The sequence below is a fragment of the Streptomyces sp. NBC_01431 genome (assembly GCF_036231355.1).
Taxonomy (GTDB): domain Bacteria; phylum Actinomycetota; class Actinomycetes; order Streptomycetales; family Streptomycetaceae; genus Streptomyces.
This window is the reverse complement of sequence record NZ_CP109497.1, coordinates 401,277-417,520: the sequence shown is the minus strand read 5'-3', so window position 1 is coordinate 417,520 and position 16,244 is coordinate 401,277. Positions and strand designations below refer to the sequence as shown.

Genomic DNA, 16,244 nt, shown 5'->3' with positions numbered 1-16,244 from the left:
CACTGTTTGAGATCACTGTTCGATAAGGACAGGGATCACCGCTGAGCAGCGCCGCGGGCCCGGACGCCGTGAGCGCTCTCAACTGAAGGGAAGACCCCGTGGACCTCTCCAACCGCACCGTTTTCATCGTCGGCGGAACGTCCGGCATCGGCCGGGAACTGGCCCGGCGGTTCGCCGCAGCGGGCAGCACCGTGGCCGTCGGCGGTCGCAGCGCAGAGGCGCTCGCTGAACTCTCCGACGAAGGCATCGGCACATTCGGCATCGATGTCACCGACGATGCCTCCGTCGCACGTGCCCGCGACGCCGTACTCGACCGATACCCCGAGCTGGACACCGTGGTGACCATGCCGGGCGTCATGCTCCTGGAGGACCTGCGCGACCCGGCGCACTTCGAGACGGCGCAGACGACGATCGACACCAACCTGGTCGGCACCATCAGGGTCATCGACGCCTTCACCCCACACCTGGTCCACCGCGGCGCCGGCACCTTCATCACCGTCACATCCGGCATCGCCTTCCTGCCGTTCCCGCCCATGCCCACCTACGCCGCCTCCAAAGCCGCGGTGCACGCCTACTCCGAGGCACTGCGCGCACAACTGGACGGCACCGGCGTCGGCGTCGTCGAACTCGTCCCCCCGGCCGTCGCCACGGCAGGTCAGGAGAAGGTGAACCCGCAGGCACTGCCGCTCGACGTCTTCGCCACCGAGGTCATGCAGCTGCTCTCGCAGAACCCCACCCCTGACGAGATCCTGGTCGAGCGGGTTCTCACGCACCGCTGGGCCGAGCGCGACGGCACCTACGACGACCTCGTCGCACAGCGCTCCCAGGCCCTGGCCATGCTCCCCAGCCGCCAAGGCTGAGGTCGAGTGCGGCGGGGCAGCGAACCAACAAGGCTCCCCTGCCGGTGAGTTGAGACCTCGAACACCTCCCCCAACGACACCGGAGCCTCGTTCGCTGCGCACCCCTCGGCCATCCACTGCCCGCTGACCTCGCTGCCCTCCTCCGCGAGACCAACGGCATCGAGGTCGACTACGGAGACGGAGTTCGCCGACTGTGTGAGACATCCCTCTCCCGTCGTCGTGGCGCTGGTGGCCCGGGAAGGTTGACCATGTGGTCATGACCTCCTCGCCCCGCCCGCCGCACGTCGGTGGCCGATCGGATCCGACAGGTGGGACTGGCGCGCTCGGTGAAGAGCCCGCTCCCGCCCGCGGGTATCTGCTGGACAACGCACGCGCCGAGGCGGGCGAGCGATTCGTTTGGCTGGCCGAGCTGTTCGACGGTGTGACGCGCGGGCACTTCGAGCGGCTGGGGGTCGGGGCCGGCTCGCGCTGCTGGGAAGTGGGGGCCGGTGGCCCCAGTATCCCGAAGGCGCTCGCAGCGGCCGTCGGTCCGGCCGGGCACGTGCTGGTCACGGACATCGACCCGTCGTGGCTGAAGACAGGCGACGGGTACGAGGTCCGCAAGCACGACGTCGCCGCTGATCCACCCCCGGAGCCGGGCATGTTCGATCTGGTGCACGCCCGGCTCGTGCTGGTCCATGTGCCTGACCGGGCAAGGGCGTTGGCCACAATGGCGGCAGCGCTACGGCCCGGCGGCTGGCTGCTGGTCGAGGACGCCGATACGGCTCTGCAGCCACTGGCATGCCTGGACGACAGCGGCCCCGCGCAGCGGCGGGCCAACCGGCTGCGCGACGCGGTCCGGGAGCTGCTGACACGCCGCGGCGCGGACCTGCGCTACGGCCGGACACTGCCGCGGGCATTGCGTGAGGCCGGCTTGGTCGATGTCGCCGCGGAGGGCTTCTTCCCATTCGGCGGGCCGGCCTGCGACCGGCTGGAAGCGGCGACCATCCGGCACGTACGCGGCGAACTGCTCGCGGCAGGCCTGGCCGACGACGCCGAGATCGACTCGCACCTGGCCGCCATCCACGCCGGCGAACTCGACCTGACACTCGCGCCGCTGATCTCGGCCTGGGGACGCCGCCCGGCCGAGCCCCCGTCGGCACTCGATTAGGTACGGATCCAGGCGTTGTCCGACCTGTCCACCGTGCTGTTCGTCGAGTCGGGCCGGACAGCTCACCATGCGGACGCCGGGTAAGCCCCGGCCACCCGGACGCCGACCGGCGGCTGATCACCGCGATGTACGCGGGGCTCGAACAGCTACCGGTTCCGGATGTGAAAATCCGAGTCGGCCGCGCCGGCCACCGATACAGGTTTGTCGGTGCCGCAGCACTCGCCACATGCTCCGTGGGTCGACTCCGCCAACGGGCCGGACGGTCACCACCCCTGGATCGAAGAGCGGGCGGGCGGGGCGGGGCCGCGACCGGTCACGGCTGAGGTCTGATGGTTCGGAGCTCTCGGCGGTGAATGGGATCCGCTGCCTGCGGTGGCCGGTTCCGCGTCAGGGCAGTTGGAGATGGCGCCCCTGCCGACCGGTGGGTGTCACCCCGCCGGGTGGGTGGAGCTGCCGCCGGGCGGGCCGCTGCGACCCTCCAGCGCCCTAAAGTCGAGGTGACGGGGTGGGACGGCATGGACGAAGGTGAGGCGGTGCTCGGGTGATCCGGGTTGTGGTGGTGGACGACGAGGCACTGGTCCGGTCCGGGTTCGGGCTCATCCTCGGGGCGTCCGACGACATCGAGGTCGTCGCGACCGCGAGCGGTGGGGACGCCGTCGAGACCGTACTGCGGGAGGGGCCCGATGTCGTTCTGCTGGACATCCGCATGCCGGACGTCGACGGGCTGACAGTCCTGCGGGAGCTGCGGCTGATGCCGGACGCCCCGGTCGTGGCGATGCTGACGACGTTCGACGCCGACGAGTACATCCTGACCGCGCTGCACTCCGGCGCGGCCGGTTTCCTGCTCAAGGACACCGAGCCGGACCAGCTCGCCCAGCTGGTGCGCACCCTGGCCGCGGGGGGCGTCGTACTGTCCCCCAAGGCGTCCCGGACCCTGCTGCGCAGCCACCCCGGCACCGCGGCGGCCGTCGATGAGGAGGCGGCTCGCGTCCGGCTGCTCACCGCCCGCGAGCGCGACGTCCTCGTCCTGGTCGCGGAAGGCCTGTCGAACGCCGACATCGGGACGCGCGTGCATCTGGGCGCCGGGACCGTCAAGGACCACGTCAGCGCCATCCTCACGAAGCTGCGGGTATCGAGTCGCGTCCAGGCCGCGCTGCTCGCACAGCGGGCCGGGCTGCTCGACGAGCGCCCGCAACCGGGGGGCGGAAGGTGACCAGCGCGCGCACCCTGTGGAAGCGTGTGCCCGCCCCGGTCGTCGATCTCGCCGTGGTGGCGGTGGCGACCATGGACATGTTGCTGAATCTGTGGGACGCGTCGCAGCTCAGCCTCGCTCTGGCCGCGCTCGGCTGCGCCGCGCTGGCCTTCCGGCGCAGGTTCCCGTTCACCGTCTTCGTGCTCTCCCTGCCGGCCACGCTCCTCCAGGAAGTCGCCGTCGCTCCGCTCGTGGCACTGTTCAGCCTGGCCGAACGCTCCCGCGACCGGCGTCTTCTGGCAGCGTGCGTCGCCGCGTCCGCCGTCGTGGGGAGTATCGCGGGGCCCTATGACGATGGTCAGGGAATTGTTCAGCCCATGACTTTCGTCGCGTTCGCGTACAGCTTGGCGACCGCTGCCGCTCCGGTGCTCTTCGGTCAACTCGTCCAGTCCCAGAGGGACTTGGCGCGGCGTCTTGTCGAGGTGGAGGATGCCAAGGAGCACGAGCGGGCCCTGCATGCCCAGGCGGTGCTCGCCCACGAACGCGCCCAGCTGGCGCGCGAGATGCACGACGTGGTGTCCCACCAGGTCAGTCTGATAGCGGTGCAGGCCGGAGCCCTGCAAGTCGCCGCGAAGGACGCGGAAACCAAGGAGGCCGCCCGCACGATCCGTTCGCTGTGCGTCACCACGCTCGATGAACTGCGCACCATGGTCACACTGCTGCGCGCCTCCGGCGGCCGTGCCACCGAGCTGACTCCCCAGCCCACCCTGGCCGACCTGCACAAACTCGTGGCGTCGAGCGGTACCCAGGCACATCTGACGGGTGAGCTTCCGGCCACCGTGGGCACCCCCGCCCAACGGACCCTCTACCGTACGGTCCAGGAGGCGCTGACCAACGTGCGCAAGCACGCCCCCGGCGCCACAGCCACGGTCGAGCTGTGGCAGGACGGCGAGGACGTCGGCGTGACCGTCACCAATACCCCGCCCACGCGTCCCGTCCTGCCCCTCCCCGGTTCGCAGCAGGGACTGGTGGGACTGCGGGAGCGGGCCGAGATCCTGCACGGCAGCCTGGAGGCGGGCCCTACCTTGGAGGGCGGCTACCGGGTGCGGCTACGGATCCCACTCACCACGGACTGAACCGCCGCGGTCCCGGCTGCCCGGCGGGACGTGTTGTCCCTGCCGCCTGTCGGGGCAGATGGTGTACTGCGGCGCCATCCGCACCGTGGCGAGCCGCCTCTGCAGAACCGACGCGGCGGCAGAGCAGACGACCGGATGACCCGCAGGTCACTGCGCGGGGGCCAGGAGCTGAGTGGCCGCCAGCTGTGCGTACAGACCGTCCTGGGCCACCAGGTCCTCATGGGTGCCCACGGACCGTACCCGTCCGGCCTCCATCACGATGATCCGGGCCGCGTTGACCACCGTCGACAGGCGGTGGGCGACCACCAGCACGGTGGTCTCGCGTGCCACCTCGGCGATGACGTCCCGCAGGGCCAGCTCGTTGACCGCATCCAGCTGCGACGTCGCCTCGTCCAGGAGCAACAGCCGGGGCCTCCGCAACAGGGCGCGGGCGATGGCGACGCGCTGGCGCTCACCGCCCGACAGCTTGGAACCGCGGTGTCCGACCAGGGTCTCCAGTCCATCGGGGAGGCGCTCGACGAGGCTGTCGAGCTTCGCCCGGGTCAGGGCCTCGCGGATGTCGTCATCGCTCGCGCCAGGCGCTGCGAAGATCAGGTTCTCGCGGAGCGTGCCGGCCAGTACGGGGGCTTCCTGCTCCACATAGCCGATGGCGGAGCGCAGTTCGGGCAGGGACCAGTCGCGTACGTCCTCGCCGTCGACCAGGACTCGGCCGCCGGTCGCCTCGTAGAACCGCTCGATGAGCGCGAAGACCGTCGACTTGCCCGCGCCCGAGGGGCCGACGAAGGCCGTCATCCCGCCCCCCGGCACCTCGAAGCTCACCTCGTGATGGACGGGCGCGAGGTCGGGACGGTAGCGGAAGGAGACGTCCTCGAAGCGGACCGACGCCGGGCGGGACACCGCTGCCGGGGTGGCGGCCCGCTGCTGTGCGGGCGGCTCGGCCGACAGACGATCGGCCTGCGTGATCCGGGAGATCGCGGCCGCCCCCTCCTGGTACTCGGTCGCCGCGTCGACCAGCTTGTACACCGGCTCCATCAGGTAGAAGAGGTAGAGCAGGAAGGCGATGAGGGTGGACACGGGTATGTCCCCGGACGCCACCCGCGCCCCGCCGACCCCGAGCACGGCGAGGAACGCCAGTTGCAGGCCGATCTCGTGCGCCGACGACGCCACCGCTTCCCACTTCGCGCTCTCCACGCCGTGCTGCCAGGCCCGCTGCGCCGCTGCCTGCATGCGAGCGATCTCCCGCTCCTCGGCACCGGAGGCCTTGACTGTACGGAACGCCCCGAAGGCCCGCTCAAGGCCGCTGGAGAGCTCCCCGACCGCCTCCTGTGAACGCTCGGTGGCCTGCGAGATCTTGGGCATGACCAGGGCGACGCCCATGCCGACCAGCAGCAGCACGCCGAACGTCACCCCCAGCAGCACGGCATCGAGCACCGCCATCATCACGATCGCCGCAACGAACGCCACCGCGCCCGTGGCTCCCGAGACGATCGCCCGCGTGGTGACCGCGCGCAACAGCGTCGTGTCGGAGGTGACCCGGGACATCAGATCGCCCGGCGGAATCCGCTCCACCTCCGTGAGCCGCAGCCGCAGCAGCCGTCCGATGAGGGAGCGCCGGGCGGACAACACGACCGAATGCGCCGTCCGTTCGAGCACGTAGGTACCGAGCGCCTCGGACACCATGCCCACCAGCAGCAGCGCGGTGAGGGACAGCAGGATCGTGGCGATGGTCTGCCCTGATTGGAGCCTGTCGACCAGCGCCTTCGTGGCCAGCGGCTGGAGCAGCCCGCCCGCGGCTCCGATCAGCGCGCACAGCAGACCGAGCGCGATGACCCACCGGTGCGGCCGGGCATACGCGTACAGCGCCTTGAACGTCTCACGCGCCGACAGGGGCTCAGCACCCGTCGTCGACGGGTCGGATGCGGTATTCACTGAATGTCTCTCTCTTGCGCTCTGTCGGTCTGCCGGCCCGGTCCCGGGGCCCGAAGGCCGCCCGGTATCAGGCCGGTCGTGGTTCGGGGCCTGCCTGTGGGCCTTCTCCATCTCATCGCCTCCCGCCTCGCGATCGCTTCGCCGAGCGGCGGGGCCACCGCGCCGACGGGCCGGTCTCCGGCCCGTTGAGCCGTCAACGGAGGCCTCGGGACGGCTACTTGATGGGCGCGTTGGCAACGACCACGATCACTCCGAGCAGTGCGCCCGCCGCCCCCAGCTTCACGGCCGAGGGCCAGGTGCGGCCCGCCGCACACGAACGAACTCTTCGAATTCCTCCGGCCGCTCGAAGGAGGCGGGAAGCTCCGGGGCGCACCGGCGGGGCTGATCTGCGATGGTGCGCAGCCGCCGGGAGACACAGGCCCGGTGGCAGTCTCGGTTTACGCCATGGCTCCGCCCGGGGCGCGAGCGTGGGTCGTGGGATGGGCCGGCCGAGGCGGCGGACGGCGGTGGGGTCGCGGTGTGCGGGCGCGGGCCGGGCGGCCGCTGGGGTGGCCCGGGGCCGTCACAGATGGCGGGCCACGGCAGGGAGCAGGTCCTGGAAGGTCTGGCCGGACTCGGCCTGGCCGATGGCGACCATGTGCCACTCGGCGCCCCTGCGGACGACCTTGGCCATGATCTGCGCGGAGTGTGGGCCACCCTCGGCGAGCGTGTACCGGGCCGGCTCCTGTCCAGTGGTGTCATCGACGAGCCTGCAATGCGCGTTCTCGATCGCTTCGAAGGTCTCGCCGCTGAACGAGTTGACGACGAACACGATCTGGTCCACGTGGGCCGAGACCCGGGGCAGGTTCACGCGGATGAACTCGCCGTCGCGGCCCGCGCCAGTGCCGCCGGTGCGGTTGTCGCCGGAGTGTTCAACCGCACCGTCGTCACTGACCAGGTGGTTGAAGTAGACGACGTCGATGAAGTGGGCGCCGCTGAACAGCACCGCCGACGCATCGAGGTCGATGTCGCGTGGCGGCATGAACCGGCCGAGAAGGCCGTTCCGCGGGGTGGCCTGCCAGCCCAGTCCCATGCGGACCAGGGCGAGGGGTCGCCCATCGGTCTTGGTCAGGCTGATCTGCTGCCCCTGGTGAGGTTCACGGTCACGGCTGGTTCCTTGCTTCGGTTCGGGGTGGACGGCGCCCGGCCAAGGCGCCCGGGGGCCCACCGCCCGCGCGCGGAGGGCACTTCCGCCCGAGCGGTGCGGTGGCGGAGGCTGGGAGGGGTCGGTGCCTCTCACTTGTCAGGCAGGCCGATCCCGTGGCCGTGAAGCACATCGTGGATCAGGGCGAGACGGCCCTGCCCCTGCCCGGCCGCGTCGGCGGGGGCGCCGAGCGCGACGACCGTGACGAGGACGGCCAGCGCGGCGGCCAGGGCCCCGGCGAACAGGGTGCGGCGGACGGTCGTCAACATCGCGGTCTCCTTGCGTGATCGAGTACGCCTTGGGTGCGGTGTACACGTCGGACAGGACCAGCACCGCGTTTCGGCTGGGCCGAAGCGGACTGGCTGATGTCTCCACCCTCGCCAACCGCCCGATCAGCCGGTATCCGGCAGGTGTCCGGCCACACCCCGCCACGTGGCCGCGGATACCCCGCCACCCGGCGGGGCCCGCAGCCCCCTGTGAGGCTGCTCCTCCCGCCGGGCTGTGGCAGGCTCCTCCGGCCCGGAGACGTTGCCGAACGCGACGCGAGCGGCCGCAGCGGGTCGCATGGAGCGCACCGCCGCGGCCGCTCGTCATGCGAGTGGGGCGTCAGTGCCCCGTGAAGGTCCACGAGGCGCCGGGGAAGCCGTCTCCCGAGCAGTCGATGCCGCTCGGCGAAGCCCCAACTGCGGCTGGAGACGCCGTTGTTCGTCAGCCTGTGGTGGGCCGCGCCGATTCAGTCGTGCCCGGCAGTGCAGGGCGCGGTGGTGCGGGAGTCGGTTCTGCCGCCAGGAGCCGCGTGATACCCCTTGAGCCGCCTCCGTGAAGCAGGACGCTGCCGAGCACGGCAAGCGTCATGGCGTCGAGGGCGGTGTCGGCGTACGGCCCGAGCGGTAGAGCGTTGAAGGCCAGGAGGCCGAACACGATGGAGGTCGTGCCCCGCGGACCGAGCGCGCCGACCATGAGCCTTTCGCGCCAGCTGAACCGGGAGCCAAGGAAGGCGAACAGGATCGGCAGGATCCGCACGACGGTGAGTGCGGCGACACAGAGCACCAGCGTGCCCCATCCGATGCCCTCGCTCAGGGCGAGCACCACGGCGTTTCCGAAGAAGAACCACATGACCATGGTCAACATCGAGTTGGTGTCCTCGATGAGCTGGAAGTCGGAGGCGGCCGGAGCCGGAGCGCCATGCCGTCGGGCCGGTGCCTGCCGAACGTACCGGAAGGCGATCCCGCACACGAACGCGGCCACGAAGCCGTTCCCGTCCACCGCCACCGTCGAGGTGTAGGCGAACAGCGGTGTGATCAGCACGAGCGCCCGCCGGGACTGCCCGGTCGTCCAGTCCGCGCGGTCGGCCAGGTTCATGAGCCACGCGACCAGCGCCCCCACCACGCCGCCGACCACGAGCGCCTTCACCGCGAACGGCCCAGCGGTGCCCAGCGCCTCCATAGGGGTGCGCGGCTGGGACGTTGACCCGGCCAGGATCAGCGCGAACAGGAAGAGCGGCGAGATGATCCCGTCGTTGTAGCCGCTCTCGACGTTGAGGACGCTGCGCACCTTCTCGGGGATGCGTCGATCGCGTACGAGGGTCTCGGCCGGGGCGAAGTCCGTCGGAACGACGATGCACGCGATCAGCAGCAGCACCACGAGTGGCAACCCCGGCAGCAGCCACATTCCCAGCAGGACTGTCATGAGCAAGCTCAGAGGCATGGCCACCAGCAACGCCCGCGCGGCCGAGCCGGGGTCGTGACCGAAGAGCCGTCCGCCCGGCAGCTCCGTGGCGTCGACGAACAACAGGACCGCCAGGATGACCTCCGCCACGTGCTGGGCGACCTCGGAGTTCATCGTGGCAGCGAGGTGGCTTTGGGTGAACACGCCGGTGATGGCGCCCGCCAGCACCAGCACAAGGGGCGCCCGCACGTGCCACCGCTCCAGCCGCCCAGCGACGAGCGACCACCCGGCCACCGCGGCGGTAATCACTATCAGGACAAAAATCATGGCGAATCCATCACAAGGGAACAGGTAGCGCCCACTCAACCGAAGGCACGTAGAAGGGCGGTCTCGCTATCAGTGCAGGAGCGGCGCGGCCAAGTCCAGCGCCCGCGCCGATGTCACCCGCCACTTCGCGCCCTCTACACGAATGGTGTGGAAGCCACAGCACGCGAAATCCTGGCCGGCCGACACCCTGCCTTGTTCAGCACGCCACTGGAGAAAGAGCCGCAGCCGAAAGCCATTTCAGCCGCAGCCGGCGCCCGACGGTCCACGAAGTCGGTCGGATCGAGTCGTCCCCCGGTGGATCCAACATGCCCGCCCGGCCACGCTGCCCCGCACGCGGCGCGGCCTCCGTGTGGGGCCCCACGCCGCGTCGTTCGGTCACTCGAAATCCGTACCGTCGTCGCTCATCGCCTCGTTCAGGAGTGCACCGCCGACGAGACCGGCCGCGCCGGCGCCGAGCAGCGCTCCCGTGCCGAAGCGGCGTCCGTTCTGCTGCTGGGGAGCCGTTTCCTGAGCCGGGTAGCCCTGCTGCGGGTAGCCCGGTGCCTGCGCGTAATCAGCTTGTGGATATCCCGGCTGGGGCGGGGTGTAGTAGGGCGCCGGGGTGGTCTGCACCCGCTGCGCGCAGGCACCGCAGGCGTGCACGGGGCGGGACACGCCCCACTACGGGAACCAGACCACGGTCGTTGTGCCAGGGCCGTGGATGGGGTCGAAGAAACACGTCATGGAAGATTTTCCTGTTGGTTGGGAAGATGCGGTGACCGGCAGCGCTCAGACGTCGGTGGGGGCCAGCGCTCAAGTGGTCTGCGCAGGCGGCACAGACGCACCTTTCGCGCGCAGTGGACCCGGTGATCTGATGCACGGTCAAATGGGGTGGAGGCCGACACGCCTCCTCGGTTCTCGGCGCCCTAGCCGGGGCGATGCCGCCAGGCGCATCCGCTACGAAGGCCGCCAACCAACGGCGGTACCTTCGGCGACACCGAGAAAGCATCCACGCCCTCTCGCCCTGTGACCGCGCTGTCATACGCGGATGCCACAGGTCATGACGAAGGCTTGTCATCGGCCCCCGCCGCCGTGGCCGATCACGTGAAAGCTCCTGAGGAGTGGGCGCAGTGCCATGACTCCAGAGTCGGGCACCGGTGATCGCGAACCCATCCGACAGTCGTCGGGTTCACCCCCGCCGGTCGGCCGGAAACCACCCGCCACGTGGGGACTTCCCTGGCCGGACGCCCTTGGGGTCAGAGGAGCCAAACGGCAATCGCTCGTGGAAGGGGCAGACGGCCAAGTCCGGCCCACCTGACCACCGGCGGCGCCCCCGCCGACCTCGGCGCCGGCGCGCCGCCGTCCGACACGGGCCCGCGGGCGTCGGACACGGCGGCGCGGACAGGTGCGGCTGGGCGCCACTTCTCCGCCGGTCACCTCCGCAACCGAGCGTCGTTGGGCCCGCCGCGCATCCGACCGGCCTCGTCATACCCCCGCGACCTGCACATCCGAGAGATCACCACGACTCTGCAATCGCGTTGCGCCGAGAGGATGTTTGCGTCGAGAGGCTGTTTCACATTTCCACAGGCCCTGACTTCGCGTAAATGAAAGGTAAAGCTTGATCATCCGTCAAGTGAAGGTCGAGGCTTGCCCGTGGTGTGGGGCGTGAATCCGGCCAGGGAGTGACTCATGAGGCACTGGAGGCGCAAGTCCCTTATACAAACGGCTAGTTGAGCGATGGCGTAACGGCGCCGCAGCCCTCTGGATCGACTTCAAAATTGATCAAATGTCCTATTTCTATGGATTATTGCAATTGTTTTATCACCATCAACAGGCAAAGTGCTGGTAAGGTTTTGGTTGCGGCTGCGAATACGGCTGAGCCGCAGTGGTGTGGCGCAACGCCCCGAAGACGTGGCGCTCACAGATCGCCGCCGCACCCCTCCACACCGCTCTTGACCGACCCGACCACACCGCGCCCCGGCTGAAGCCACGCAGGCGCAGGAGGCAGGCCATCATGAAGTCACTGATCGACAATGCGCGCTCCTTCTCGACCACGCACGTGGCCGATCCTCAACATGCGGAGGCGTTCCAGGCCCTTGAGGCCGGGCAGTCTCCGGAAGTCCTGTTCATCACCTGCTCGGACTCCCGCGTCGTACCGGCCCTGATCACCGGGGCGCGCCCGGGTGAGCTCTTCGAACTGCGTACCGCCGGCAACATCGTCCCGGCCTACCCCGACCTCGACCGCCCCACGGGTGAGGCGGCCACCATCGAGTACGCCGTTCGCGTCCTCGGCGTCCGCGACATCATCGTCTGCGGCCACTCCCACTGCGGCGCGATAGGCGCGGTGGTCCGCGGCGAGGACCTGGCCGCCGTTCCCGCCGTCCGCGGCTGGCTGGAAGAAGCCGTACCGCCGCACGCCCCTGTCCGCTCGCTGGCGACGGACTCCGCCGACCTCGCGGAAGCCGTACAGGCCCACGCCGTCGCGCAGTTGGAGACGCTGCACGGCTACCCCTGCGTCCAGGAGCGCATCACCGCGGGCACGCTCTCCCTGCACGCCTGGTACTACGAAGTGCATACCGGCGTGGTCAGAGCGCAACAGGCGCAAGACGGCGGACTGCCATTCAAAGCCCTGTGAACCGGCCGGACACGAATTCGGGGGGACCCTCACCCATGCTTTCCGCTTTCAAGAATCCTGCCGTCCTGCGCCAAGACGCGCTCGCCTCGCTCGTGGTGTTCCTGGTGGCCCTGCCCCTGTGTGTCGGAGTCGCCGTGGCGTCGGGCGTACCGGCCGAACTGGGCCTGATCACCGGCATCGTGGGCGGGCTGGTCGTGGGCTTCCTGCCAGGGAGCGCGCTACAGGTCAGCGGCCCGGCCGCGGGCCTGACCGTCCTTGTCTTCGAAGCCGTCTGGGAGTTCGGACTGAGCATGCTCGGCGCCATTGTGCTGGCCGCCGGAGTGCTCCAGATCGGCCTCGGCCTGCTGCGGTTCGGCCGCTGGTTCCGGGCGATCTCCGTGTCGGTCGTCCAGGGCATGCTGGCCGGCATCGGACTCGTGCTCATCTTCGGGCAGTTGTACACCATGGCCGGCGTGCAGCAGCCGCGCTCGGGCCTGGAGAAGATCTTCGGCATCCCGGGTCTGGTCGGTGACATCGCCACCAGCCGCTCCGCACTGACCGCCTTCGCGGTGGGCCTCGGTACCATCATCGTGCTCGTGGGGTGGAAGAGACTGCCCGCCACGGTGCGTCTGATCCCCGCCCCGCTGGCCGCGGTGGCCCTCGCCACCGGCGTCACGGCGATCGGCGGCCTGGACATCGCCAACGTGAAGGTACAGGGGCTCTTCGAGGCCATCCAGCCGCCCGGCCTGAGCGACGTCAGCTCGTTGGGCAGCCTCGCGGTACTCGGCACGGTCCTTGCCTTCGCCCTCATCGCCTCGGCGGAATCGCTGTTCAGCGCGGCGGCGGCGGACCGCATGCACGACGGCCCGCGTACGCACTACGACAAGGAACTGGTCGCCCAGGGCGTGGGCAACACCGTGTGCGGCGTGCTCGGGGCCCTGCCGATGACCGCGGTCATCGTCCGCAGCTCCGCCAACCTCCAGGCAGGCGCGACGACGAAGGCCTCCCGCATCCTGCACGGGCTGTGGCTGCTGCTGTTCACCGTGCTGCTGCCCACCGTGATCGGGATCATCCCGCTCGCGGCACTCGCGGGCGTACTGGTCCACGCGGGCTGCAAGCTGATCCCCGTGAAGGAAGTACTCCCGCTGTGGCGCCAACACCGCGGCGAGCTCGTCATCCTCACGATCACGGCCATCGCCATCGTGACGACGAGCATGTTCGAAGGCGTGGTCCTGGGCCTGGTGCTGGCCGTGGCGAAGTCGGCGTGGGAAACCTCCCACGTCCACCTCGACACCCGCGAACTCACCGACGGCAGGCTGGTGGTGACCCTCACCGGCAACGCCACCTTCCTCCGGCTCCCCCGCATCCTGCAGACCCTGGAGGCACTACCGAAGGACCAGCCCATCGAACTCGACCTGACGGCCGTGCGGCATCTGGATCACGCCTGCCGCGCCGCCCTGGAGAACTGGGCAGCACGCCACCACACCACCGGCACCGAACCGGTACGGGTGAGAGTGCCGGCCACGGAGAACGACGCCACCACCGCGTCGGCGGGGGCAGCGGCCCGATCCGCGTGACGTTGCCTCCCAACAAGTAGCCGGGTTCCCGTGTACCAGGGCCGGGCGAAACGCTCACCATGCCTGACAACGGTGGCGAATACTTCGGGCATAAAAGGACCCGGTTGAAAGGGCTCCGGTTTGAGGGGGCTGCCACGGCGGTCGGCGGACAGCCGTCGTGGCAGCCCCCTCGACCTGCCTGGGGAAAGGACAGTTGGGGCGGCCCCGGCGAGCGGTCGGCGGCGCGGTGACTGGTGATAGCTCCGACGCTACGAGCGCGGCGGCAGGGTTGGGAGAGTGTGCTGCCGCGCGCTGTGAAAGCGCTCCGGCCTGCGGCAACTGGAGATGAATGAAGCCAGGACGAACCCGTGGGATGTCACACAACGCTTTGGCCACGGGCCCGACGGCTCGGGCGGGGGCGTGGCTGCTGGGCTCACTTGCCGGAGCCGACGTGGTAGCCGACGGGGTCGACGACGACGTCCGGAACGGTGCCACTGGCGGCGGCGATGGTGATGGTCACACCGTTGAGGTTCACGATCTCCCCGACCGTCTCGTTGGGCGGGGTGACGAGAAGCCGGGTGTAGGTCTTGCCGGAGCCGCTGGTGTCCGGGCTGTAGTGCAGCAGGAAGCGGGTCTCCTCGCCGGGCCCGACGGTGACGGTGGACGCCGTGGCGTCGGCGCGGGCGGCGTCGGGCCTGTTGTCACCCAGTCCATCGGGGCCCACGAGTTGGACTCCGGGGAAGCCGTGCATGCTGCACTTGCTGGAACCGGTGTTCTTCATGTTGACGACTATCTCGTCCTTGGTCCCGCTGGCGGTGGCGCTGAGGGCGAGATGGTCGGCTTTGCACCTGGAGCCCGACGCCGAGGACTGGGCCTGTGCAGTGGATCCACTGCCCTTCTTGGAGCCAGTGGAACCGGTGGAACCGGAGGAGGAGCCTGAGGTCGAGCCCTGGCCGCCGGTGGAGGTTCCCGCGGTTGTGGAACTGCTCGCGCCCGTGGAGCTGCTCGCGCTGGCGGACGCGCTGGTGTTGGCGGAAGCGCTCGATCCGTCGCTGCTGTTGCATGCGGTCAGCGAGAGGCCGGCAGCAGCGACGACGACGGCGAGGACGGACATCTTCTTGACGCGCATCGGTACTCCTGGGAAGCAGTGTGGTATCGGTCGCTCGCGCCAGCTGAGCGGCCACAGTTGTTTCATAGGAGGTCTACGCCGGGCGATGAGTTGCGGAAGGAGTTACACCAAGACACCGCTGTGACATGTGAGTCGAGCCGCCGTTACGGAAAGGCGGAGGAACTCGGACAGGCCGGGCGGGCGCATTGCAACAACTGCCGAGCCCTGAAGGCACACACGCTGAAGCCGACCGCACAACCACCTGGCCCTTCTCAGCCTCACTGCCGCACCAGCGCGGACTCAGCCTCCTCCGCACTGACCGGCGGCTGAAGCGAGAGGCTGCTTGACGAGGACGGTGGCGCTTTCCCTTGCGGACCGGCGTGCGGTTGCTGTCCGTGCAACCCCGGCAGCAACGCCCCACCCCCACCACCCACTCCTCCGCGGCAGCCGTGACGGGCTACCAGATCGTCTCCCCCGCACCAATGGCATGGCGATGTACATCACCAACCACTCCACCAACAACAGTGCGCTGGTGGGCAGTTCCCGCCATGGCGAGAACAAGTTCTTACGACGCCCTCTGCTCGGCATCGCCCGACTGCACAACCTCGCTCTCACGGGATAGCTTCTGCCGCATAAGAGACCTGAGAGGTCCCCCGGGAGATGGCTCCCCCTCGCAGTCTCGGAGGAGGATCAGTCGAGGCAGAACTCGTTGCCCTCGATGTCCTGCATCGTGATGCAGGACTCGTTGACGTCATCGGCGCGCTGCGTCAGCACGTGTTTCGCGCCGAGCGCCATCAGCCGTGCGCATTCGGCCTCGAGTGTGGCCAGGCGCTCGTCACCCACGAGCCCTGTGCCGACCCGCACATCAAGATGCACCCGGTTCTTGACGACCTTGCCTTCGGGAACTCGCTGGAAGAGCACGCGCGGTCCCACACCCGAGGGATCAGTGCACGCGAAGTAGATCTCATCCTCAGGCGGCAGCGAGTGGTGGTACTCCTCCCACGTGGCAAAGCCCTCCGGGACTGTCGGTACGACGTACCCCAGCACCTCGCACCAGAAGGCGGCGAGGCGCGCAGGCTCCGCGCAGTCGAAGGTCACTTGGAACTGCTTGATCATTGACATCGGCGCACGATAACAGGGGCCCTGCTCATCTCCCCGGGCGGGTGGTTCCACACGTTGCCGGGAGGACGGCCCTGCCGCGAGGACCGCGAGGATGAGCCTGCTGCATCACGATGCCCGACGAGGGCCATTGGTTGAACTTCCCTGATTTCGGGGCGAGTTCTACTCCTGCCTCACCTCTCTCGGATCGTGATCGTCGCCTCGGCCAAGGTCGGAGCGAGGGCAGCCGGTACGTCAATGGCCTCACGCATACAGCGGAACACGGGGGCGATGCCGATCCCGAACCAGGCGGCGAGCTGGGTGTAAGGGGCGCCGCACTGCAGGTGGGACAGGGAAGCAGTGCTTGATAGTCGGCCGGCAGCCACTGCCACCGCGTCCCGATCTTCCGGTGCCCGACGGCGAGTTGTCCGCTCAAGTGTCGCA

Annotated in this window: 14 protein-coding genes and 1 pseudogene; 8 read left to right on the top strand and 7 right to left on the bottom strand. The window is 69.4% G+C overall.

Annotation, left to right across the window (positions count from 1 at the left end):
* Positions 1 to 98 precede the first annotated feature (98 nt).
* From OG522_RS39290 to OG522_RS39275, 4 genes are all read left to right on the top strand, one after another.
* Positions 99 to 860 (top strand): SDR family oxidoreductase, encoded by a 762-nt coding sequence (locus OG522_RS39290; RefSeq protein ID WP_329468242.1) that lies wholly within the window; start codon positions 99 to 101, stop codon positions 858 to 860.
* Positions 861 to 1,116: 256 nt separating this feature from the next.
* Positions 1,117 to 2,010: a methyltransferase domain-containing protein gene (locus OG522_RS39285; protein ID WP_329468241.1), complete on the top strand. Its 894-nt coding sequence runs from the start codon at positions 1,117 to 1,119 to the stop codon at positions 2,008 to 2,010.
* A 541-nt stretch (positions 2,011 to 2,551) separates the two neighbouring features.
* On the top strand, positions 2,552 to 3,223 hold the full coding sequence (locus OG522_RS39280; RefSeq protein WP_329468240.1) for a response regulator transcription factor: 672 nt from the start codon (positions 2,552 to 2,554) through the stop codon (positions 3,221 to 3,223).
* The gene (locus tag OG522_RS39275) at positions 3,220 to 4,338 is read left to right on the top strand and encodes a sensor histidine kinase (protein WP_329468238.1); all 1,119 of its coding nucleotides are present in this window, start codon (positions 3,220 to 3,222) and stop codon (positions 4,336 to 4,338) included. The genes OG522_RS39280 and OG522_RS39275 overlap by 4 nt, the downstream gene beginning before the upstream one ends.
* Positions 4,339 to 4,485: 147 nt before the next feature.
* On the opposite strand, the gene OG522_RS39270 is transcribed toward OG522_RS39275, so the two are convergent.
* The 5 genes and pseudogenes from OG522_RS39270 to OG522_RS39250 form a co-directional block, all read right to left on the bottom strand.
* Positions 4,486 to 6,267, bottom strand: coding sequence for an ABC transporter ATP-binding protein (locus OG522_RS39270; protein WP_329468236.1), 1,782 nt, complete (start codon positions 6,265 to 6,267; stop codon positions 4,486 to 4,488).
* A 562-nt stretch (positions 6,268 to 6,829) separates the two neighbouring features.
* Positions 6,830 to 7,413 (bottom strand): annotated as a pseudogene (locus OG522_RS39265) (TerD family protein).
* Between the two features lie 129 nt (positions 7,414 to 7,542).
* Complete coding sequence (locus OG522_RS39260; RefSeq protein ID WP_329468233.1) at positions 7,543 to 7,719, bottom strand: hypothetical protein; 177 nt, start codon at positions 7,717 to 7,719, stop codon at positions 7,543 to 7,545.
* Between the two features lie 439 nt (positions 7,720 to 8,158).
* Positions 8,159 to 9,445, bottom strand: coding sequence for a cation:proton antiporter domain-containing protein (locus tag OG522_RS39255; protein WP_329468232.1), 1,287 nt, complete (start codon positions 9,443 to 9,445; stop codon positions 8,159 to 8,161).
* A gap of 375 nt (positions 9,446 to 9,820) precedes the next feature.
* Positions 9,821 to 10,099, bottom strand: a complete 279-nt coding sequence (locus OG522_RS39250) for a hypothetical protein (RefSeq protein WP_329468231.1) — start codon at positions 10,097 to 10,099, stop codon at positions 9,821 to 9,823.
* Between the two features lie 1,339 nt (positions 10,100 to 11,438).
* Here OG522_RS39250 and OG522_RS39245 point away from each other — a divergent pair.
* Positions 11,439 to 12,059 (top strand): carbonic anhydrase, encoded by a 621-nt coding sequence (locus tag OG522_RS39245; protein WP_329468230.1) that lies wholly within the window; start codon positions 11,439 to 11,441, stop codon positions 12,057 to 12,059.
* A gap of 35 nt (positions 12,060 to 12,094) precedes the next feature.
* A complete protein-coding gene (locus tag OG522_RS39240; protein ID WP_329468229.1) occupies positions 12,095 to 13,615 on the top strand; it encodes a SulP family inorganic anion transporter in 1,521 nt (506 codons plus the stop codon).
* A gap of 412 nt (positions 13,616 to 14,027) precedes the next feature.
* Here the strand turns inward: OG522_RS39240 and OG522_RS39235 are convergent, their stop codons facing one another.
* Positions 14,028 to 14,387 carry a DUF4232 domain-containing protein gene (locus OG522_RS39235; protein WP_329468634.1) on the bottom strand — a complete coding sequence of 120 codons (360 nt, stop codon included), beginning with the start codon at positions 14,385 to 14,387 and terminating at the stop codon, positions 14,028 to 14,030.
* On the opposite strand from OG522_RS39235, the gene OG522_RS39230 reads away from it, so the two are divergent.
* Together OG522_RS39230 and OG522_RS39225 are read left to right on the top strand one after the other, a co-directional pair.
* Positions 14,344 to 14,847 carry a hypothetical protein gene (locus OG522_RS39230; RefSeq protein ID WP_329468671.1) on the top strand — a complete coding sequence of 168 codons (504 nt, stop codon included), beginning with the start codon at positions 14,344 to 14,346 and terminating at the stop codon, positions 14,845 to 14,847. The genes OG522_RS39235 and OG522_RS39230 overlap by 44 nt on opposite strands.
* A 342-nt stretch (positions 14,848 to 15,189) precedes the next feature.
* Entirely contained in the window at positions 15,190 to 15,324 is a 135-nt protein-coding gene (locus tag OG522_RS39225) for a hypothetical protein (RefSeq protein ID WP_329468228.1), read from the top strand.
* A gap of 68 nt (positions 15,325 to 15,392) precedes the next feature.
* Here OG522_RS39225 and OG522_RS39220 read toward each other — a convergent pair whose 3' ends face one another.
* Positions 15,393 to 15,824, bottom strand: a complete 432-nt coding sequence (locus tag OG522_RS39220) for a VOC family protein (protein ID WP_329468227.1) — start codon at positions 15,822 to 15,824, stop codon at positions 15,393 to 15,395.
* Between the last annotated feature and the right edge of the window lie 420 nt (positions 15,825 to 16,244).